Below are 20562 nucleotides of genomic sequence, written 5' to 3'. Positions count from 1 at the left end.
TGAATGTTCTACGGGCAATACTCCTGACCGCCTCGAACTGATTCAATCCTGGGGGGAATGAATCAAATTGCAGGGCGCCGGCAGCAAAGGATGTAGTAGACCTGCAGGGATATTTTTTGATATAGAAAAAAATAATATAAAAGTATGATGGGGTGTAAACTCATGGGCAGCTGCCGGTGATGGTTTACATAATCTAAGGAGGAGAAACATGAATCAAGTAGCAAAAACGAAAGATTTCCGTAAAGTAATGGTGGCAAACCGTGGGGAAATCGCTATCCGCATCTTCCGGGCATGCTATGACCTGGGATTGAACACTGTAGCAGTGTACTCAAAGGAGGACGAATACAACATCTTTCGGGTGAAAGCCGATGAATCCTATATGATCGGCGAAAATAAAAGCCCCCTGGGCGCTTACCTGGATATTGATCTGATGATTGATATCGCAAAAAAGCACCACGTTGATGCCATTCATCCGGGTTACGGATTTTTATCAGAAAACGCCGCTTTCGCCAGAGCATGCGAGGATAACGGAATAGAATTTATAGGACCGCCGTCTGACGTCCTGGCACAGATGGGAGATAAATTAAGCGCCAAAGAAATCGCTAAGCGCTGCCAGGTTCCGACTATACCAGGTTCCAAGGTTCCTCTGGCGAATGCAGAGGATGCCGCAAAAAGGGCTGTGTCCTACGGCTTTCCTGTGATATTAAAAGCCTCCGCCGGGGGCGGGGGAAGAGGCATGCGCCGGTGCGATACCGAGCAGGAAGTGATTGACACCTTCCCGCTGGTCCAGAGTGAAGCCTTAAAAGCATTTGGATGCGGGGATATTTTTATAGAGAAATTCTTGGAAGAACCAAAACATATTGAGGTGCAGATCCTTGCGGATAAGCACGGAAATGTGGTACATCTGTTTGAGCGTGACTGCTCGCTTCAGCGCAGATACCAGAAGGTGGTGGAGTTTACTCCGGCACTTACGCTGAGCAGTGAAAAGAGAGAAGAAATCTGCGGTGACGCAGTCAAAATAGCAAAAGAAGTGGGCTATGTGAACGCCGGTACCGTGGAATTCCTGGTGGATAAACAGGGAAATCATTATTTTATTGAAATGAATCCCCGGATACAGGTAGAGCACACAGTTACCGAGATGATTACAGACATTGACATCGTTCGGGCTCAGATCCTGATCGCCGAGGGAAAGACACTGGCTGAACCGGAGATTGGCATTACCAGTCAGAAGGATGTGAAGGGCCACGGATATGCGATCCAGTGTCGGATCACAACCGAAGATCCTCAGAATAATTTTGCTCCCGATACAGGCAAAATTACGGCCTATCGTACAGGCGGTGGTTTTGGAGTCCGTTTAGACGGGGGCAACACTTACGCAGGGGCTGAGATAACGCCTTACTATGACAGTCTTCTGGTAAAGATAACCACTCATGACAGTACCTTTGAGGGAGCCTGCAACAAAGCCTTGCGCGCATTGAATGAAACCCGTATCCGCGGGGTAAAAACCAATATCGGCTTCATTGATAATATCCTGATACACCCAATGTTCCGCGCTGGAAAATGTCATACAAAATTTATCGATGAAACACCTGAATTATTTATCATCAGAGACTCCAAAGACCGGGCAACCAAGATGCTGAAATACATAGGAAATATCGTAGTCAATGATCCCACAGCGGGACAGCGTATGTACGATACTCCCCGGTTTCCGAAGCTGACCGGGGAGAAGAAGCCGGGATTGAAGCAGCTCCTGGATACCAAGGGTCCTGACGCTGTAAAGCAATGGGTTCTTGACCAGAAAAAGCTCCTGCTCACTGATACAACCATGAGAGATGCCCATCAGTCCCTTCTGGCGACCCGGGTTCGGACAAGGGATATGGTAAAGGGAGCTGACGCTACCGCAGAAGCTCTGGCGGATGCATTTTCCCTGGAAATGTGGGGAGGCGCTACTTTTGACGTGGCGTACCGCTTTCTGAAAGAGTCCCCCTGGGAACGTCTGGATATGCTCCGTGAAAAAATACCTAACATCCCCTTCCAGATGCTTCTGCGGGGAGCCAACGCTGTAGGCTATACCAATTATCCGGATAATCTGATTCGGGAATTTATCAAAGAATCGGCGCGCAGCGGCATAGACGTCTTTCGTGTGTTTGACTCTCTGAACTGGGTGCCCGGAATGGAAGTTGCTCTGGACGAGGTATTAAACCAGAATAAAATCGCCGAAGCCACCATCTGTTATACGGGAGATGTGGGGAATCCAAAAGATGATAAATACACGTTAAATTATTATGTAAACCTTGCAAAACGGCTTGAAAAAACAGGAGCTCACACACTTTGCATCAAGGATATGGCCGGACTGCTGAAGCCTTATTCCGGATATAAACTGGTAAAAACCCTAAAAGAGGAAATTGGACTTCCCATACACCTGCACACCCATGATACCAGCGGAAACCAGATCGCTACCCTGCTCATGGCCGCAGAAGCTGGTGTGGATATCGCAGACGTTGCCATTTCCAGCATGTCCTCTCTCACCAGTCAGCCCTCTATGAATTCTCTGGTAGCTGCCCTGGAGGGGCAGGAACGTGATACCGGCCTGAGTCTTGACCGGCTGCAGGGATTGTCTGACTACTGGTGCGATGTAAGAGATCGGTATGGCGCTTTTGAGGGCGGCATCAAATATCCCGCCACAGATATTTATGAGTACGAGATTCCAGGAGGCCAATATACCAATCTGAAGCCTCAGGTAGAAAGTCTGGGACTCGGACACCGTTTTGACGAGGTCAAAAAGATGTATAAGACGGTAGATACTATGCTGGGAGGTCTGGTAAAGGTAACGCCGTCCTCTAAAATGGTAGGTGACCTGGCAATCTTTATGGTTCAAAATGACCTGACTCCGGAAACCATTGCAGAGAGAGGGGAAACTCTGAATTTCCCAGACTCCGTTGTCAGCTACTTCAAGGGGATGATGGGCCAGCCCGAATGGGGATTCCCTGAAGATCTCCAGCGGGTGGTCCTAAAAGGTGAAGAGCCAATCTCCTGCCGTCCGGGAGAACTGCTTCCGCCCATGGACTTCGAAGCCGCCAGAAAGCGGTTGGAAGAATTTATCCCTTCTCCCAACTGGAGAATGGTAATCAGCTGGTGCTTCTATCCCAAGGTTGTGGAAGACTTCCTGAAGAACCGCAAGGAGTACGGCTATATCACCCGGCTGGGCAGCCATGTATTCTTCCATGGCCTGGCAGAGGGTGAAACCAACAAAGTAAACATTGAAGACGGAAAGACTCTTGTAATTAAATATCTGGGCAAAGGCGATGCAAATCCGGACGGAACCCGGAATGTAATGTTTGAGTTGAACGGGATACGCAGAGAAGTTGCGGTCACCGATCGGAGTGCTAAGGTTACCGTAGAGTCTATCCCAATGGCTGATCCCTCTGATCTCAGCCACGTAGGCGCCTCTATTCCGGGTCTCGTCAGTCAGGTACATGTAAAACCCGGAGACAAGGTTACCAAAAATCAGGTTCTGGCTGTGGTAGAGGCCATGAAGATGGAGACCAATGTAGCCGCCCTGATGGACGGAGTTGTAGATCAGGTATACGTCAAAGAAGGCAAAGAAATCAAAGCCGGAGAGTTGTTGATGACCATCCGGTAAAGATAAGAGACGGGCTTCACAGGGAAGAAGCCCGTCTCTTACTTTTTTCTGCGGATTGTTCCCAGGAACAGTCCAATCAGCAGCAGACAGAACAATACAAATCCCAGGAAACTTACCCAGGGCATTCCCAGTATCTGAGGCCTGATGTCTGTCAGACAGAATAGCCCTGAGCCAATAAACAGCGCAGCTGCCAGGATCCCCCACACCAGGCGGTCTGCTGATCTCTGAAATACTTCCTGCATCTTTCTGCTGTCCACAAGATCCAGATTCAGCTTTGTCTGGCCATTCTTCGTTATATTCAGAAGATCTGAGAGCTGTGCGGGAATCTCCATATACTTATCCAGTGATGTATACAAAAGACGCCCTTTATGCCTGAGTTCCTTTTTCAGATCCATCTCACGGAACAGCAGGGAAGACATATAGTTGGTGAGGATCTGGAGTATATTCACCTCCGGTGCACAGGCACTCAGGGTGCCCTCCATGGTAATCATGCTCCTTCCCAGCAGGGTGATATCCGTATTAATGGCTATGTGATGCTCTTTTACAAGATCCAGAAGCTTTTCAATCAGTTCACCCAGTCTCATATTGCCAAAATCCATAGTCATATATTTGCTCACAATATCATCAATGTCTGTATAGAGCCTTGCGTGATTCACCCGCTCCTTCGCCTCACCGAGCGCCAGGAGAACATTCTTCAGCTCATACATATCATTCTTCAGCAAAGCCATAATAGCCCGTTTCAGAAGCATCTTATTGTGCTCGGACAGATGTCCTGCCATTCCCAGATCCAGCCATGCCACCTGTCCGTCGGAGATCCAAAGGTTCCCCGGATGTGGATCCGCATGGAAAAAGCCGTCCTCGAGAATCTGCTTGCAGTAATTCTCCGCTGCTTTTCTTCCGATCTCCTCCATGTCATAGCCCAGCTCCGTCAGACGGTCTGTCTGATCTATCTGTACGCCTCCGATATAATTCATGGTCAGAAGCTTAGGAGTTGTATACTCATGATATACCCGGGGAGATGTGACGTAAACAATATCCTTCTGATTCTCATAAAACAAGTCACAGTTGCCCGCCTCACGCATAAAATCCATCTCTTCCTGAGAAGTTTTCCAGAGCTCCTGAATAATCATTTTGAAATCAATCAGCTCTCCGGTTCCCATGGTGACTTTCAGGATTCTCACCGCCCGCATCATCAGTTCAATATCATTTGCCATAATTTCCTTTATGGCCGGGCGCTGCACCTTTAGCACAACCTTGTCCCCGTTTTTGAGACGCCCTGGATGTACCTGGGCAATAGAAGCAGAGCCGAGAGGCTCTGGAGAAATTTCAGAAAACAATTCCTCCGCAGGCCTTCCCAGCTCTTTTTCAATGACATCTTTAATTGTCTCAAATGGAAGGGGCTTTACCTGTGTCCGAAGTCTTGTCAATTCTCTACAGTAAGCCTCCGGAAGCATGTCTGACCGCATGGACATAATTTGTCCCAGCTTTACATACGTAGGCCCCAGCTCCTCAAGAATCTCCCTCAGTTTTACAGGGGTCAGCCCTTTTGTTAAATGATGCTTCTTCAGCACACAGAGTATTTCGCTCAGCCGGCCGCTGGAAGTCTCCATGTCTATTCCTCTTCCTGTTTCTCTTCCTCTGCTTCTGCTTCTTCTTCCGTCTCTTCGCATCCGCAGTCATCACCTTTTGCTTCCTCTGCCTCCTGTCTTTCCAGGTTGGCAATCTTTTCTTTTAATTCGTCTAACTCTTCTTTTGTCATATGATCCACAGCTTTCATGGCATCTCTGTATTCCTTTACGATGTTAACTGTGACATGATCATTTACTTTCTCTTTGGCGCTGCGTTTCAGCTCTTCGTTGAGAACCTTTCCCTGTTCAACTGTAATCTCACCTTTTTTTACCAGGGTATCCACAATCTCCTTAGCAGATTCCGCGGTAGTAGCCACTGCGCCTACTCCTGCCAAAAATATTTTCTTTAATCCTTCGCCTATCTCCATAAGGACCTTCCTTTCTTTTTCTAAAATTCCGAAAGTTTCTTCGTATGATACTTCTATAGTATAACATATTATCAGACGATTTCCCCATTTATAGAAAGATTTTATCAATAATTTATGATTCTTACCAATCTATAATCTATTTCCAGCACTGGGTGTTTTTAATCCCCAGCTTGTCAGGATGGAACTGCGGATCCTTTCCTTCTTTTTTCTGTCTGGTATAATCGTTCATGACTTTCATAGATATCCTGCTCAGAAGAAGAATACTTCCGATATTCACAATAGCCATCAGCCCCATGAGCACATCGGCCAGATTCCAGACGGTATCGAAATTGGCCTGTGCACCTACAAATACCACGCCCACCACAATTATGCGGAAGACGAAAAGCAGGCCCTTACTGTCTTTGATGAATTTCAGATTTGACTCTGCGTAGCAGTAATTCCCGATGAGCGAGCTGAACGCAAACAGGAAAATAGATACTGTAATAAAGTGAATTCCCCACACCCCTACCTCGGCATTCACAGCCTGCTGGACATAGGGCATGCCGGTGAGTTCTTGATTGCCCGTCCCAAAGTTCAGCAGCATCATTGCCGTAGTGGTGCAGATTAAAATAGTATCTATAAATACAGAAAGCATCTGTACCATTCCCTGTTTCGCAGGATGGGAAACATCTGCTGTTGCCCCTGCGTTGGGGGCAGATCCCATACCTGCCTCATTAGAAAAAAGCCCCCTTTTGATCCCATACATTACACAGGAACCTGCAAAACCTCCTGCAATGGATTTGAAATCAAAAGCGCCGGCGAATATTTCCCCAAATATGTCCGGAAGCTTCCCCAGATTGGTACAGGTAATATAAAGCCCTAAAACAATATAAAGAAGCGCCATCACGGGTACTATTCCCGAGGTAATAATACCGATTCTCTGAACGCCTCCAAAAATCACCAGAGCGGTAGCCGCCGCCAGGATCAGCCCTATGATCATGGGTACGCTGCTATTGGCATAATCCTCCACATAATACTCAAAGGCTGAGCTCACATTAAAGGACTGAAGGGCGTTGAATCCAAAGGCAAAGCACGCAATAAGTAAGATTGAAAAAATGATTCCCAGCCAACGCTGCCCCAGTGCATACTGAATATAGTAGGCAGGACCGCCCCGGAATACCTCCCCGTCTCTCTCTTTATAGACCTGGGCCAGTGTACTCTCTACAAAGGCAGAGGCGCTTCCCACTATGGCCATCACCCACATCCAGAAAATCGCCCCCGCACCTCCCATGGAGAGCGCTGTGGCAACTCCTGCGATATTTCCCGTCCCCACTCTGGAGGCGGTTGAGATCATTAATGCCTGAAACGAAGAAACTCCTGTCTTTTCCTTTTTCTTCTCTGTCAGAACACGGATTGCCTCCGGAAATAACCGTATCTGAACAAATTTGGTACGAATCGTAAAATATACTCCGCTGATCACCAGCAGGGCGATCAGGATATAACCATACAAAAAATCATTTGCCTGGGCAATCCACTGATTTATTACATCCAACATTCTTTTTCCTCCTGATACCTATATCGATTTGCTGTCTGCCCCTCATTTTCTCCCGATTTTGGCACAGCATCTTTTGTATTGTATTATAAATCCTGGAGAATAACAACCATATTAGTACAATATCCTCCCATTTCCAACAGTTTTATCTGTGATAACTGTTTTTTATCCCTCTCTCCTGTGCTATAATAAACAAAGAGTGCTGCCTTATTATGGCATCCAATCAGGGAGGTAATTATGGATTACAGAACATATTTAAGAAACTACCCGGACAAGGATGGCTGGTTCGGTTCCTATGGCGGGGCATTTTTGACCGATGAGTTAAAACCCGCATTTGAAGAGATCTCAGATGCCTATCAGACCATCTGCCATTCTTCCCAGTTTATCAGTGAGCTCAGAAGAATCCGCCGGGAATTCCAGGGACGTCCAACCCCGGTATATCACTGTGAACGGCTTTCCAAAATGTATGGAAACTGCCAGATTTATCTAAAAAGGGAAGATCTGAACCACACGGGAGCCCATAAGCTCAACCACTGTATGGGAGAAGGACTTCTGGCCAAATTTATGGGGAAAAAGCGTCTGATTGCAGAAACCGGTGCCGGCCAGCATGGCGTTGCCCTTGCTACAGCTGCTGCTTTCTTCGGCTTAGAATGCGAGATCCATATGGGTGAAGTGGACATTGCCAAGCAAGCCCCCAATGTTACCCGAATGAAGATTCTGGGCGCCAATGTCGTTCCTGTGACGCATGGCTTAAAAACCTTAAAAGAGGCCGTGGATTCTGCCTTTGCATCTTATGCAAAGAATTATAAAGACTCTATTTACTGCATCGGCTCCGCATTAGGGCCTCACCCCTTTCCTCTCATGGTTCGGGACTTCCAGGCGGTTGTAGGGGATGAAGCCAGAGATCAATTTAAAGAAATGACCGGGCTGCTTCCCGATGTGGTATGCGCCTGTGTGGGCGGGGGCAGCAATTCCATCGGAATGTTTGTGCCTTTCTTAGAAGATCCTGTGGATATTGTGGGAATCGAACCTCTGGGACGGGGTTCCCATCTGGGAGACCACGCTGCCTCTATGACCTATGGGGAAAAGGGTATTATGCATGGGTTTGAAAGCATAATGCTGAAGGATGAAAAGGGAGAGCCTGCTCCGGTTTATTCCATCGCCAGCGGACTGGATTATCCCTCTGTAGGTCCTGAACATGCATTCCTCCATGATCTGGGAAGAGTTCAATATACAACTGTGGATGACAATGACGCCATGAAGGCATTCTTTGAGCTATCCCGCTATGAGGGTATTATCCCCGCAATTGAAAGTTCTCATGCAGTAGCCTATGCCACCAAAAAGGCTCAGGAAATGGGACAGGGTTCCATCCTTGTCTGCTTAAGCGGCAGGGGGGACAAGGATCTTGATTATGTAGTAGAACATTACGGATACGGAGAACAGTTTCTATCCAAATAGACAGACTTGGAGGGATTACCCTCCCATCTGCATTTCACAGAAAAAAGAGGAGCCACCGAAGTTGGCTCCTCTTTTTTCTATTCTGCAATCCCCATCAGATCGCAGAGGGACAGCAGGTAAATCTGCCCCGCATTTTTCACATCCTCGATATCCACGGTTTCATTATAGGAATGAATTCCTACCGTGTTGGACGGGCCGTACTGAATGGTTGGGATGTCTTTCACACGGTAGTCCCTTGCATCACTGGATGCCCACTGATACGCAGGCAGCACTTCATCCTTCCAAAGCGCCTCCGCATGTTTCTTAATTGCTTCTACAATAGGGGCATCAATCTCTGTATAGTTTCCAAAGGTCTGGAAATCCAGCTCGTACTCTACGCCTGTAACGCCGCTCTTTTCAATGACCTTTTTCACACAGTCTTCTATCTCTTTGGCACCTACTCCAATAGGAAGGCGCAGATCCACGGTCACCTCACAGTAATCCGGCACCATATTGGGCCGGGTTCCACCTTTGATCATCCCCACATTGGCAGATACATGGTCAATCACATCCCCTGTGCCGGCTCCGTTTTTCTGATCTGCAATCAGCTTAGAGTTGATCAGGGCCTGGGCCTGGCTTTCTTTATAGCAGCCCCCGATCTCCCTGAGCATATTTATATTCTCCAGCACTTTTATAAGCTTCAGGATGGCATTCTCTCCTTTAAAGCCGGCCAGACTTCCATGGGCAGATTTTCCGTAGGATTTTAATACCAGATCCACTCTTCCCTTTTGTCCTATCTCAATGGTGTTGTGGCCTGTAGGCTCCGCCACCAGACAGGCATCTGCGTTTTCCGCATATCCGTTGGCACACAGCCACTTAGTGCCGAACTGGCCGCCGCTTTCCTCGTCAGACACAATATGAAGACGAATGTTTCCGTTCAATTCCGCCCCGGATTCTACCAGAATCTTCATTGCAAACAAGACTCCGGCAACGCCGGCTTTCATATCAGAGGTTCCCCTTCCAAGGATACACTTATCTGTGATCTCTCCGGAGAAAGGCTCAAAATCCCACTGTGCCCTGTCCCCTGCCGGAACCACATCGACATGTCCGTTCAAAATAACGCTGAAGCCCTCATCTTTTCCGATCTTGGCTACTACACAGGGAAAGTCAGGGTTGCATCCCACTTCCTCACAGGGAATACCCGCCTCGCTCAGATAATTTTTGACAAAATCAATCACGCCTCTCTGACTGCCTATGGGATTCTCACTTGGAATTTTAATCAAATCCGAGGTGAGCTTTATGAGTTCATCCAGTTTGCTTTTTGCCAGTTCCAATACTTCATCTCTTGATTTACAGCTCATGTTCCACACACTTCCTTTTCATAATTTGGCTTCTTTATTTATCATCGAATAAAAAGCAGGCTACACGGTGTCCGTCACCCACGTCTTTTAGCTGCGGAGCATCCGTTTTGCATCGTTCCATACATTTCGGGCAGCGCTTTGCCAGAGGACATCCTTTCTGCTCTCCAATAGGACTTGGAATTTCACCGGAAAGAACAATACGCTCTCTTTTTTCAAAGGGAGATTCCGGAGGAATCGCAGATAGCAATGCCTGTGTATAAGGATGCAGCGGATTCTCGTAAATGCTGTTGGCATCGCAGAGTTCTACAATTCTTCCCAGATACATGATGGCAATTCTATCACTGATGTGTTTGATTACACTCAGGTCATGAGAGATAAACACATACGTCAGGTTATATTCATTCTGCAGCTGGTTAAATAAGTTCAGCACCTGTGCCTGAATGGATACATCCAGAGCTGAAACCGGCTCATCACAAACAATCAGCTTTGGATTCAGTGCCAGGGCTCTGGCCACGTTAATACGCTGCCTCTGCCCTCCGGAGAACTCGTGGGGATAGCGGTGTACGTGCTGCACATCCAGTCCCACAGTCTGAAGAAGCTCCAGAGCTTTCCTGCTCCTTTCCGCTTTATCGGTAACTACCTTATGAACAATCATTGGCTCTTCTACCAGTTTTCCCGCTGTCATACGGGGATCCAGAGAAGAAAACGGGTCCTGGAATACCATCTGAATATCTCTTTTTAGGTTCTTCAGCTCCTCTTTTTTCAGTTCAAAGATATTCCGGCCATTGTACTCCACACTGCCCGCTGTCGCTTTGTGCAGCTGAACCAGGCATTTTCCGAACGTCGATTTGCCGCAGCCAGACTCCCCGATGATACCCAGGGTTTCTCCCTCATAGATATCTACAGATACATCTGTCAGCGCGTGAAGAATCTGAGGCTGTTCCCCGAACTTCTGTGCTCTGATCTTGAATTCTTTGGTGAGATTCCTAACCTTTAGTATCACTTTCTTATCACTCATCGCGGTTTTCCTCTCCTCTCACCAGTTTATTCTCTTTGTTCTGCCTGTGGCAGGCCACAAAATGTCCCGGTTCCACTTCCACCAGCTCCGGCACCTCCTTGCCGCACCTCTCTGTAGCGTAGGGACATCTGTTATAGAAATTACAGCATTTACCTGTCAGACGCAGATCCGGGGGGACACCCGGTATGGTATTGAGCTCGCCTTTTACCGTATCGCTCAGCTTAGGCATGGAATCAAGCAGCCCCCAGGTATAGGGGTGCAGAGGCTGTGCATAGAGTGTTTTCGTATCCGCATACTCTACCGTCTTGCCTGCATAGAGAACCATAACCGTATCGCACATCTTCCAGACAACTCCCAGGTTATGGGTAATCAGGAGAATAGAGGTATCCATCTCATCCTGGAGTTCCTGCAGAAGTTCCAGAACCTGTGCCTGCACTGTTACGTCAAGAGCCGTGGTAGGCTCATCTGCAATTACCATTTTCGGCTTGCAGCATACGGCCATTGCAATGATAACTCGCTGGCACATTCCTCCGGACAGCTCATAGGGATAGGATTCCATCCGTTTTTCCGGCTGTGGGATCCCAACTTTCTTAAGAGCCTCTACTGCCATCTTTCTGGCTTTTTCTTTGGATACATCCTGATGGGCACAGATCATTTCTACCATCTGATTGCCTATCTTAAATACCGGATCCAGAGAAGTCATAGGGTCCTGGAAGATAACCGCTATATCCTTCCCTCTGAAGTTCAGCAGTTCTTTTTTGTTCAGCTTTATAATATCTTTTCCTTCAAAGTCGATGGTGCCCTCCACTATCCTTCCGATTTTTGGAGGGAGAAGACGGATGATCGACGAAGCAGTTACACTTTTGCCGGATCCGGATTCTCCTACGATGCCCATGGTCTCACCTTTTTTCAGAGTAAAGCTCACACCGTCTACCGCCTTGGACACACCGCTGGCCGTGAAGAAATACGTCTTTAAATCTTTAACTGTTAGTAAATTTTCACTCATATTTTCGTCCTCACTGTTCTTTGCTTTCTGTTTTCCTGTTACTTCTTCATCTTAGGATCCAGCACGTCACGGACGCCGTCACCAAAAAGGTTGAATCCCAGTACGGTGATAAGGATGAAAATACCTGATATAGTTGCAATATGCGGAGCTGTATTCAGACAGTCCTTTCCAGCTCTTAATATATTTCCCCAGGATGCGGTTGGCTGTGAAATCCCCAGTCCCAGGAAGCTTAAGGTTGCCTCTGATATAATAGCTCCTGCTACATTGAGCGTAGCATATACGATAATAGGAGAAATGGTGTTCGGAAGAATGTGGCGGAAGAGCATTCTTATGTTAGATACGCCCAGCACCCGCCCGGCATTGCAGTACTCTTCGTTTTTTACAATATGTACCTGTCCCCGGACGACTCGGGCGAAGCTGGGTACATTTCCAATACCTATGGCCAGAATTACGTTTGGCAGTCCTGACCCCAGAATTGTCATGAGAATAATAGCCAGAAGCACAAAGGGAAATGCCAGCATACCATCCATAAGGCGCATAACAACTGCATCCACGGCGCCTCCCAGATATCCGGAAAGCAGACCCAGGAGGATCCCGATGATCGCGCCTACTATGGTGCCTCCGATAGCCGCAATCAGTGAAACTCTGGCGCCGTATACAATCCGGGAAAATAAATCACGTCCAAACTCATCGGTCCCGAAAATATGTCCCTTCTCCCCAAAGCTCAGATAAGTCTCAGAGGGCTTAATCGCATTGGGATCGTGGGTTGCGATCAGGGGGGCTAAAATGGCCATCAGCATCATAAATACTACGATTACAAGCCCGATCATAGCTGTCTTATTTCTTCTCAATTTGTTCCAGACATTATTGGCCCTTCTCTCTCGCTTAATGAGCTGAGAATGGGCTTCTGCGCCTAAAACCTCTGCGGTTGCCGTATTTTTCTGCTTTGCCATTTAGTTGCCTCCTTTCCCGCTTTCATAGCTTACCCTTGGATTGATTACTGTATATACAATATCCACAATCAGGTTAATCACTACAAACACGATTGCTGTAAACAGGACAACACCCTGTATCAGTGCGTAGTCTCTGTTATCAATGGCACTTACAATTAAAGTACCCATTCCCGGCCAGGAGAAGATACTTTCTGTGAGAATAGCCCCTGTAAACGCAGATGCCAGCTGAAGGCCAAGAACAGTAACAATGGGGGGAAGCGCGTTCTTCAGCGCATGCTTCCAGATTACCACCCCTTCTCTCAAGCCTCTGGCCCTGAGCGCTTTCACCGCATCATTATTCACTACCTCCAGCATACTGGAGCGGGTAATTCTGGCAAAGGTCGCCATAGGGATAGTTGACAGACAGAAGCAGGGCAGGATCATGTGACTTACAACATCCCAGACACCCTTGGCCATGCTGCCCATACCCATCGCCGGGAGCCAGCCCAGATTAACACTGAATACCAGCACCAGCATGAGGCCCAGCCAAAAAATAGGCATAGAGACACCAATGAGGGCAAGTACCATAAAGATATAGTCCAGAATGGAATACTGCCTCACCGCAGATACGATACCCACAATCATCCCCAGTACCAGCGCAATTAATAAGCTGGTAAGGGTGATCACCAGTGTATTGGGAATCCTCTCTTTAATTAGCTCCACCACTGACTGGTTGTAAGAGTAGGATCTGCCGAAATCTCCTTTTAAAATTTGCTTCAGATAAATAACGTACTGCTCCCCCTTGCTCTTATTGAGTCCCAGTTCTTCCTCCAACTGCTCCACAGATTCTTTCGGCGCCTGGGGGCCTAACATAGTAAGAGCAGGATTTCCCGGAATCATACGGGTCAGGATAAAAGTAAAGGTTACTACAATCAGCAGGGTGGGAATACTTTGCAGAATTCTTTTTACAATTGTCTTTAACACTAATTTTCACCACCGTTTCTTTTGTTGTTTATTATGCGAAAAAGACGGACGTAGTGAAACTACGTCCCTCTTTATCGTCGATAATCTCTCTAAATTATTGTACTACCCAGACATTCTCCTCAGCTGTACAAAGTTTGATTGTACCATCAGCTCTCTGATTGAAGTCCTGCACCTTAGGATTGATCCCCAGGCACTCTGCCGGGTTGCCGTAGAAGATACCAGGATTATCATCTGTAATGATTTTCAGAGCTTTCTTGTACATCTCAGCACGCTTCGCCTGATCTGTCTCAATCAATGCATCAGATAATAACTGATCTACTTCCGGGTTGCTGTATCCCTGGCCGTTTCCAAGAGTTCCGATAGCGGAGGTTGCAAACATCTTGTCAAAGAAGAAGTATGGATCTGGATACCAGGACCAGGCCATAGCAAATACATCTGCTTTTCCGGATGCTGCTGTCTCACTGAAGGTACCCCACTCTACCGTGTTAATCTTCAGTTCAACGCCGATTGCCTGCCAGTAGGACTGCAGTATCGTTGCAGCTTTCTGACGGAAAGTTTCATTTGTAATATACATATTTAAGGTTATGCCATCGCCGTAACCTGCTTCTTCCAGCAGCTTCTTGGCTCCATCCGGATCGTAGGACGGAACATCTGCTTCTACAGATTCGTCATAGCCCCAGGATGCTCTCGGAAGAGGAAGACAAGCCGCTTCGCCTTCGCCGTACTGGTATACACCGGCAGCCAGTTCTTTGTAGTCAACTGCCTTGATTAAGGCTTCTCTTACCTTTGCATCTGCAGTGGGTCCATTTACCATGTTAAAGTAAGCGTATCCGATCTGAATACCTGCCATTTTTTCCAGGTTCACAGTTTCGTCTTCAGCAACGATCTTTACAGTCTCTCCGGTAAGCTGTGTGGCAATATCCACATCGCCGGTTCTCAGAGCGTTTACTTCCTGGTTGGCATCTGTGATTACTTTAAAGATTACAGTATCCAGGTTCGGCTCACCAATAAAATACTTTTCGTTCTTTTTCAGCGTTGTCTGCTGATCCAGTTCAAACTTTTCCATAGCATATGGGCCTGTACCAACTAAGTGGTTGCCGAACTCTTCGCCCCAGCCTTCCACTTCTTCCTTCGGTACAATTGCATTTCCTGCATTGGTCAGAGCGGTAAGGAATACTGCGCTGGGAGCTTTCAATGTTGCTTTTACATGGGTTTCATCGATGGCTTCTGCATGATCCAGCATGTCCAGACGGTTCATAGCGGATTCCTGAGCAGAACGATTCATATTATATGCCACGTCCTCTGCAGTCATCAGTCTTCCGTCCTGGTATTCTCCCGGCTGGAAGTATACATCATCGCGGATGGTAAATGTATATTCCATACCGTCATCGCTGATGCTCCACTCTGTTGCCAGGGAGGGCAGAATCTCTTTTAATTCTTTGTCATATGTTACAACTGTGTCGCACACCTGATAAATAATCTGTGCTTCGTATGTACCCGTATACTTTACAGGGTCCAGATTTTTGGGGGAGGATGTCAGTGCAATCTTCAGTTCTCCACCCTTTGTCACTTCTTCCGGTACTTCGATTGTCGCCTCTTTATTCACAATCTCTGTACTCTCGCCGCTGCTTTCTTCGGTTGCAGCGCTGTCGTCCTTGGTGGCGGAATCATCGCTTTTTTTATTACCACAGCCAGTGAAAGCGGTCATCACCATAGCACCTGCAAGGACGAGTGCTATCCATTTCTTCTTCATACTTACCTTTCCTCCTTAAGAAATTCTCACAATAATTTTCGAACCTTCCCTCCCACCTGATAAATGCTCGGTATAAACTGCTGAAATATGCAGGATAGGAATTTTCAACTTTCATTGTTCTTAAAATTATACATTGTGATTTCATAGAAATCAAGCATTTTCACCTAAATATGAATAATTTAGACTTTGTCCTGTGAAATTTTTCCTGTTTTTTTTATTTCCGTTAACATTTAAACCATGATTTTCACAAAGTATATTGACATTTTATGTCACTTCTGTAAACTTAGATTAGTACTATTAACGCCGTTTCCGGTTTTTCAGTGTATGAAAATCTGCCGGCCACGGAACGTACAAGGAGGACAATGATGGTATTAAAGCAAGTATTAGAAGTATTCGAATTAATGGACAAGCCTCAGGCAAACGGAAAAGAAATTATTGAACTGCTGAAAGAAAGAGGGGCCACAGAGGTCTCTATGGAAACAGTCGTGGGCGAACGCGGCACTACTGACAGTATTAAGATTCTCATCGCAGGATCCGAAGGAAAGACTGCAGGAGGAACGGCACCCACGCTGGGAATCATCGGCCGTCTGGGCGGTCTGGGCGCCCGCCCTACGATGACCGGCTTTGTCTCCGACGGTGACGGAGCTCTTGCAGCTGTGGCTGCAGGTCTGAAGTTAGCTGAGATGCATACCAACGGGGATATCTTAAAAGGAGATGTTATTGTCTCCACACATATCTGTCCGGATGCACCCACTCAGGACCACAAACCGGTTCCCTTTATGAATTCCCCTATTGATATGGCTACCTGCAACGCAAAGGATGTGGATCCCCGGATGGATGCCATTGTATCTATCGATACCACCAAGGGAAATAAAGTAATTAATGTAAATGGTTTTGCTATCTCACCTACCGTAAAAGAGGGCTATATTCTGAAAACCAGCGCAGATCTCCTGGATATCATGACCCGTGTGACAGGAAAGCTTCCCGCAGTCTTTCCCCTGGCTCAGCAGGATATTACCCCCTACGGCAATAATGTTTATCACCTGAACAGTGTGCTGCAGCCCACCACAGCCACCGATGCCCCCGTGGTAGGAGTTGCCATCACTACGGAACAGCCCGTGGCAGGCTGTGCTACCGGAGCAAGCCATCCCATGGATGTAGAGAGCGCCGCACGCTTTGCCATAGAAGTCGCCAAATCCTACGGCCAGGGAGAGTGTTCCTTCTATGATGAAGAAGAATACAACTATCTCCTGAAGCTCTACGGAGATCTGAAAGTATTCCAGACCTTTGGCAACATGGACAAATAATGCACAGCGCGGTAATCCTATGAAAAAGACAATAAAAGTAGGGGCTGTTACTATAGGGCAGGCTCCCCGTGTGGATATTACCGGGGACATTCGCCCCATGCTTGCCCCGCATATAGAATTAATTGAATACGGTGCTCTGGATCCCTTTAGTTTTGATGAGGCCAATGCCCGGTTTGCACCGGGCGAAGGGGAATCTGTTCTGGTTTCCCGCATGCGGGACGGCAGGCAGGTAACCATGTCAGAAGAGGCAGTGATCCCCCTGGTTCAGGACTGCATACGGCGTGCGGAGAGAGAAGGGGCGGAGGCAACTGTCTTGCTGTGCACTGGAAAATTCCCCGAGTTTTCCCACAGTAAGCTTTTAATCACCCCCCAGCCCATCCTGCATGCTCTGGTACAAAAGCTGTCGCCGGATAAGCCCATTGGACTTTTTGTACCGGATTCGTCTCAGATTGCCCAGGTGAAGGAATGGTTTTCTGCCAGCGGCATTGCTTTTGAACCAGTGGTAGCCTCTCCGTATAAAGAGGCTGAGCTTATGGGGCAGCGGGCAATGGCTTTAAAGGGAAAAGACCTGGCTTTTGTTCTTCTGGACTGTATGGGGTACGGATGCGGGATGAAGGAGGATATCTATGCCTCCTGCCAGCTGCCTGTGATACTTCCCAGAACCTATATTGCACGGCTGCTGAATGAATTGTTTGCATAAAAAAGGAATGGAGGCCTATACAAGTCTCCATTCCTTTTTTTATGCATTCAGAGGATATCTCTCTGTAAGCTCTTTCACAATTGCTTTTGCTTTCTCTTTATTGTCCGGACACTGAATCATCAAAGATACTGCCTCAGCTATCTGGTCCATATCTGCCTCCTGCAGACCTCTGGCTGTCACAGCTGCCGTTCCCAGACGGACGCCGCTGGTTACAAACGGTGACTCCGGATCATTTGGTATGGCATTTTTATTGCAGGTGATATTTGCCTCGTCCAGTAATTTCTCCATTGCCTTTCCGGTGATACCGGTTCCCCGCAGATCTACCAGCATGAGATGGTTGTCAGTTCCCCCTGACACAATATGGATGCCTCTCTTTAGCAGCCCTTCGCAGAGTGCTTTGGCATTCTTCACAATGTTCTGCTGGTATTCTTTATATTCCGGCTGCAGAGCTTCTTTAAAACAAACCGCTTTTGCAGCGATCACATGCATTAAAGGCCCTCCCTGAATTCCAGGGAACACAGCTTTGTTAAAATTAAACTGCTTTGCAACTTCATTGCTGCTTAAAATCATACCGCCTCTGGGTCCTCTGAGGGTTTTGTGAGTGGTTGTGGTGGTTACATGGGCGTATGGAATGGGGCTTGGATGTACACCGGCAGCTACCAGTCCAGCAATATGTGCCATATCTACCATCAGATATGCTCCCACCTCATCTGCAATCTCCCGGAAGCGTTTAAAATCTATCACCCGCGCATATGCGCTGGCCCCTGCAACAATCAGCTTTGGTTTTGCCTCAAGTGCAATCTCTCTTACTCTGTCATAGTCAATCACGCCGTCGTCATTGACTCCGTAAGGAACAACGTTAAAATATGCCCCTGACATGTTGGCCGGGCTGCCATGGGTCAGATGTCCTCCATGGGCCAGGTTCATCCCCATCACCGTATCCCCCGGCTTCAGGATCGCGAAGAATACTGCCATGTTGGCCTGGGCGCCGGAATGGGGCTGCACATTAACATACTCACATCCGAACAGCTCTCTGGCACGCTCTATTGCCAGTCTCTCTACAACATCTACATAGTCGCATCCGCCGTAATATCTCTTTCCCGGATATCCCTCGGCGTATTTATTTGTTAAAGGACTTCCCATAGCTGCCATAACAGCCTTGCTCACCCAGTTCTCGGATGCAATCAGTTCGATATGGGAATTCTGCCTGTCTACTTCTTCTTTTATCGCCTCCGCAATCTCCGTATCAACGGCCTTAATCTCATCAAATGAATACATGATGTTCCTCCTTAAATTCTCCCTTTTAGTAACAGCATCAAATTACATTATATACACTTTACTACTGCATTGCAATAAGAAAAAGACAAATATCCGTCCCACAAATACACTCTCTCTGTTTTCACCATTTTTTTGATTTTTTTCGAGGGTTTATTATAATTTTTGCACTATCGTTTCGTTTGACTATTCTAAAATAATTTGTTTTAATAGAGATAGCAATACATTCTACATAACAAAGGAGAGTTGTTCTATGAAAAACTTCGAATATTTTGCCCCTACAAAAGTAATATTCGGGAAGGATACAGAAAACCAGGTGGGAGCTCTGGTGAAAGCGCAGAACTGTAAAAAGGTTCTGGTACATTACGGCAGTGAGAGCGCCAAACGTTCCGGACTTCTGGATCGCATCTTTTCTTCTCTCACAGACGCAGGGGTGGATTATGTCAGTCTGGGCGGCGTAGTTCCCAATCCCAGATTATCTAAAGTATATGAAGGAATTGAGCTTTCTAAACAGGAAAATGTTGATTTTATATTAGCTGTGGGAGGCGGAAGTGTCATAGACTCCTCGAAAGCCATTGCCTACGGGGTCGCTAATCCTGGCACAGATGTATGGGAGTATTTCGCCAAGACGGCTCAGGCAAAGGCTTGTCTGCCCCTGGGATGCGTGCTTACAATTGCGGCGGCCGGAAGCGAGATGAGCAATTCCTGTGTAATCACAAAGGAGGACGGATGGATTAAAAGAGGCTATAACGATGACATCAGCCGCTGCCAGTTTGCTGTTATGAACCCCGAGCTTACCTATACCCTTCCTCCCTATCAGACAGCCAGTGGCTGTACAGATATTCTTATGCACACTATGGAACGTTATTTTGTCCCATTTGATACTATGGAGCTCACAGACGGCATCAGCGAGGTTTTAATGCAGACTGTAATCTGCAATGCCCGAATCCTGATGCAGGATCCTGCCAACTACAACGCCCGTGCAGAAGTCATGTGGGCGGGAAGCCTTTCTCACAACGGCCTGACCGGATGTGCTACCCTGGGAGGCGATTGGTCCTGCCATCAGCTGGAGCATGAGCTGGGAGGCATGTTTGACGTAGCCCACGGGGCAGGGCTGGCCGCTGTATGGGGCAGCTGGGCCCGCTATGTCTACAAAGAATGCCCGGAACGCTTTGCCCAGTTTGCCACAAATGTCTTCAATATCTCCTGCGACGGCAACGATTATGAAAAAACAGCCCTTGCTGGGATTGCTGCCATGGAAGACTTCTTCCGCTCCATTCAGATGCCTACATCAATTCATGAACTTGGGATTGACGTAACCGATGAACAGATTGAAGAACTCGCTTATAAATGCAGTTTCCAGGATAAGAGGACTATTGGGATGATGAAGGTGCTGAAGCGGGAGGATATGGTGGAAATTTATAAGATGGCAAGATAAATTATAGTTTTGTGTATGTAAAGTTCGAGATAAAATAGTCGGCCAGCGCAGCGTTGCAGACGGACGGATATAGGAGGGAGCACCGGGGGGACAGGGCCAGGCCAGGGGCCGGGGTATAGGGACAAGTCAGGGAGGTTAAGCGGAGTGAGCCGAAGATCCAGTCCACCAGCTGATTAACGAG

At 47.4% G+C, this 20562-nt stretch carries 16 protein-coding genes; 5 read left to right on the top strand and 11 right to left on the bottom strand.

All coding sequences use genetic code 11. From position 1 onward, the window contains the following. The first annotated feature begins 208 nt into the window (after positions 1 to 208). Positions 209 to 3643 (top strand): pyruvate carboxylase, encoded by a 3435-nt coding sequence (locus GKG41_RS11610; RefSeq protein WP_154258799.1) that lies wholly within the window; start codon positions 209 to 211, stop codon positions 3641 to 3643. A 38-nt stretch (positions 3644 to 3681) separates the two neighbouring features. Here the strand turns inward: GKG41_RS11610 and GKG41_RS11605 are convergent, their stop codons facing one another. Genes GKG41_RS11605 through GKG41_RS11595 form a run of 3 tightly spaced genes read right to left on the bottom strand, consistent with a single transcriptional unit; the run spans position 3682 to position 7173 of the window. Continuing rightward, entirely contained in the window at positions 3682 to 5253 is a 1572-nt protein-coding gene (locus GKG41_RS11605; RefSeq protein WP_154258798.1) for an AarF/UbiB family protein, read from the bottom strand. Positions 5254 to 5255: 2 nt separating this feature from the next. Beyond that, positions 5256 to 5747 (bottom strand): phasin family protein, encoded by a 492-nt coding sequence (locus GKG41_RS11600; RefSeq protein ID WP_347563313.1) that lies wholly within the window; start codon positions 5745 to 5747, stop codon positions 5256 to 5258. A gap of 28 nt (positions 5748 to 5775) precedes the next feature. Beyond that, positions 5776 to 7173 carry an alanine/glycine:cation symporter family protein gene (locus GKG41_RS11595; protein ID WP_154258794.1) on the bottom strand — a complete coding sequence of 466 codons (1398 nt, stop codon included), beginning with the start codon at positions 7171 to 7173 and terminating at the stop codon, positions 5776 to 5778. 234 nt (positions 7174 to 7407) lie between these two features. On the opposite strand from GKG41_RS11595, the gene trpB reads away from it, so the two are divergent. Further along, positions 7408 to 8628 carry a tryptophan synthase subunit beta gene (gene trpB, locus GKG41_RS11590; RefSeq protein WP_154258792.1) on the top strand — a complete coding sequence of 407 codons (1221 nt, stop codon included), beginning with the start codon at positions 7408 to 7410 and terminating at the stop codon, positions 8626 to 8628. Positions 8629 to 8705: 77 nt separating this feature from the next. Here trpB and GKG41_RS11585 read toward each other — a convergent pair whose 3' ends face one another. The 6 genes from GKG41_RS11585 to GKG41_RS11560 all read right to left on the bottom strand — a co-directional run bounded on the left by GKG41_RS11585 (position 8706) and on the right by GKG41_RS11560 (position 15661). Continuing rightward, complete coding sequence (locus tag GKG41_RS11585; RefSeq protein ID WP_154258790.1) at positions 8706 to 9968, bottom strand: M20 family metallopeptidase; 1263 nt, start codon at positions 9966 to 9968, stop codon at positions 8706 to 8708. Between the two features lie 34 nt (positions 9969 to 10002). After that, complete coding sequence (locus tag GKG41_RS11580) at positions 10003 to 10986, bottom strand: oligopeptide/dipeptide ABC transporter ATP-binding protein (RefSeq protein WP_154258787.1); 984 nt, start codon at positions 10984 to 10986, stop codon at positions 10003 to 10005. Next, positions 10979 to 11992: an ABC transporter ATP-binding protein gene (locus GKG41_RS11575; RefSeq protein WP_154258785.1), complete on the bottom strand. Its 1014-nt coding sequence runs from the start codon at positions 11990 to 11992 to the stop codon at positions 10979 to 10981. The genes GKG41_RS11580 and GKG41_RS11575 overlap by 8 nt, the downstream gene beginning before the upstream one ends. 38 nt (positions 11993 to 12030) lie before the next feature. Next, entirely contained in the window at positions 12031 to 12945 is a 915-nt protein-coding gene (locus GKG41_RS11570; protein WP_154258783.1) for an ABC transporter permease, read from the bottom strand. Next, on the bottom strand, positions 12946 to 13908 hold the full coding sequence (locus GKG41_RS11565) for an ABC transporter permease (RefSeq protein ID WP_072854748.1): 963 nt from the start codon (positions 13906 to 13908) through the stop codon (positions 12946 to 12948). It abuts the gene before it with no gap. 94 nt (positions 13909 to 14002) lie between these two features. Continuing rightward, entirely contained in the window at positions 14003 to 15661 is a 1659-nt protein-coding gene (locus tag GKG41_RS11560; RefSeq protein WP_154258782.1) for an ABC transporter substrate-binding protein, read from the bottom strand. 365 nt (positions 15662 to 16026) lie between these two features. Here GKG41_RS11560 and GKG41_RS11555 point away from each other — a divergent pair, with 365 nt between their 5' ends. Next, positions 16027 to 16968, top strand: coding sequence for a DUF1177 domain-containing protein (locus tag GKG41_RS11555; protein WP_154258947.1), 942 nt, complete (start codon positions 16027 to 16029; stop codon positions 16966 to 16968). 19 nt (positions 16969 to 16987) lie between these two features. Further along, the gene (locus GKG41_RS11550) at positions 16988 to 17668 is read left to right on the top strand and encodes an AroM family protein (protein WP_154258780.1); all 681 of its coding nucleotides are present in this window, start codon (positions 16988 to 16990) and stop codon (positions 17666 to 17668) included. Between the two features lie 39 nt (positions 17669 to 17707). Here GKG41_RS11550 and glyA read toward each other — a convergent pair whose 3' ends face one another. After that, positions 17708 to 18946 carry a serine hydroxymethyltransferase gene (glyA, locus tag GKG41_RS11545; RefSeq protein ID WP_154258778.1) on the bottom strand — a complete coding sequence of 413 codons (1239 nt, stop codon included), beginning with the start codon at positions 18944 to 18946 and terminating at the stop codon, positions 17708 to 17710. 250 nt (positions 18947 to 19196) lie between these two features. Between glyA and GKG41_RS11540 the strand changes: the two genes are divergently transcribed. Beyond that, positions 19197 to 20381: an iron-containing alcohol dehydrogenase gene (locus GKG41_RS11540; RefSeq protein WP_154258776.1), complete on the top strand. Its 1185-nt coding sequence runs from the start codon at positions 19197 to 19199 to the stop codon at positions 20379 to 20381. A gap of 1 nt (position 20382) precedes the next feature. Here GKG41_RS11540 and GKG41_RS23315 read toward each other — a convergent pair. Continuing rightward, positions 20383 to 20562, bottom strand: a 180-nt coding sequence (locus GKG41_RS23315; protein WP_206671805.1) for a hypothetical protein, incomplete at its 5' end; no start/stop codon positions are given.

This window comes from Lactonifactor sp. BIOML-A5 (genome assembly GCF_009677585.1).
Classification (GTDB): domain Bacteria; phylum Bacillota; class Clostridia; order Lachnospirales; family Lachnospiraceae; genus Lactonifactor.
The sequence above is the reverse complement of the archived record's forward strand: the minus strand, read 5'-3'. Positions and strand labels throughout refer to the sequence as shown.

Excerpts from the sequence above, each read along its gene's own strand:
- GKG41_RS11550 (WP_154258780.1), top strand. The coding sequence starts at position 16,988 with ATGAAAAAGACAATAAAAGTAGGGGCTGTTACTATAGGGCAGGCTCCC.
- GKG41_RS11610 (WP_154258799.1), top strand. The coding sequence starts at position 209 with ATGAATCAAGTAGCAAAAACGAAAGATTTCCGTAAAGTAATGGTGGCA.
- glyA (WP_154258778.1), bottom strand. The coding sequence starts at position 18,946 with ATGTATTCATTTGATGAGATTAAGGCCGTTGATACGGAGATTGCGGAG.
- GKG41_RS11605 (WP_154258798.1), bottom strand. The coding sequence starts at position 5,253 with ATGGAGACTTCCAGCGGCCGGCTGAGCGAAATACTCTGTGTGCTGAAG.
- GKG41_RS11575 (WP_154258785.1), bottom strand. The coding sequence starts at position 11,992 with ATGAGTGAAAATTTACTAACAGTTAAAGATTTAAAGACGTATTTCTTC.
- GKG41_RS11595 (WP_154258794.1), bottom strand. The coding sequence starts at position 7,173 with ATGTTGGATGTAATAAATCAGTGGATTGCCCAGGCAAATGATTTTTTG.
- GKG41_RS11540 (WP_154258776.1), top strand. The coding sequence starts at position 19,197 with ATGAAAAACTTCGAATATTTTGCCCCTACAAAAGTAATATTCGGGAAG.
- GKG41_RS11555 (WP_154258947.1), top strand. The coding sequence starts at position 16,027 with ATGGTATTAAAGCAAGTATTAGAAGTATTCGAATTAATGGACAAGCCT.
- trpB (WP_154258792.1), top strand. The coding sequence starts at position 7,408 with ATGGATTACAGAACATATTTAAGAAACTACCCGGACAAGGATGGCTGG.
- GKG41_RS11570 (WP_154258783.1), bottom strand. The coding sequence starts at position 12,945 with ATGGCAAAGCAGAAAAATACGGCAACCGCAGAGGTTTTAGGCGCAGAA.
- GKG41_RS11585 (WP_154258790.1), bottom strand. The coding sequence starts at position 9,968 with ATGAGCTGTAAATCAAGAGATGAAGTATTGGAACTGGCAAAAAGCAAA.
- GKG41_RS11580 (WP_154258787.1), bottom strand. The coding sequence starts at position 10,986 with ATGAGTGATAAGAAAGTGATACTAAAGGTTAGGAATCTCACCAAAGAA.
- GKG41_RS11560 (WP_154258782.1), bottom strand. The coding sequence starts at position 15,661 with ATGAAGAAGAAATGGATAGCACTCGTCCTTGCAGGTGCTATGGTGATG.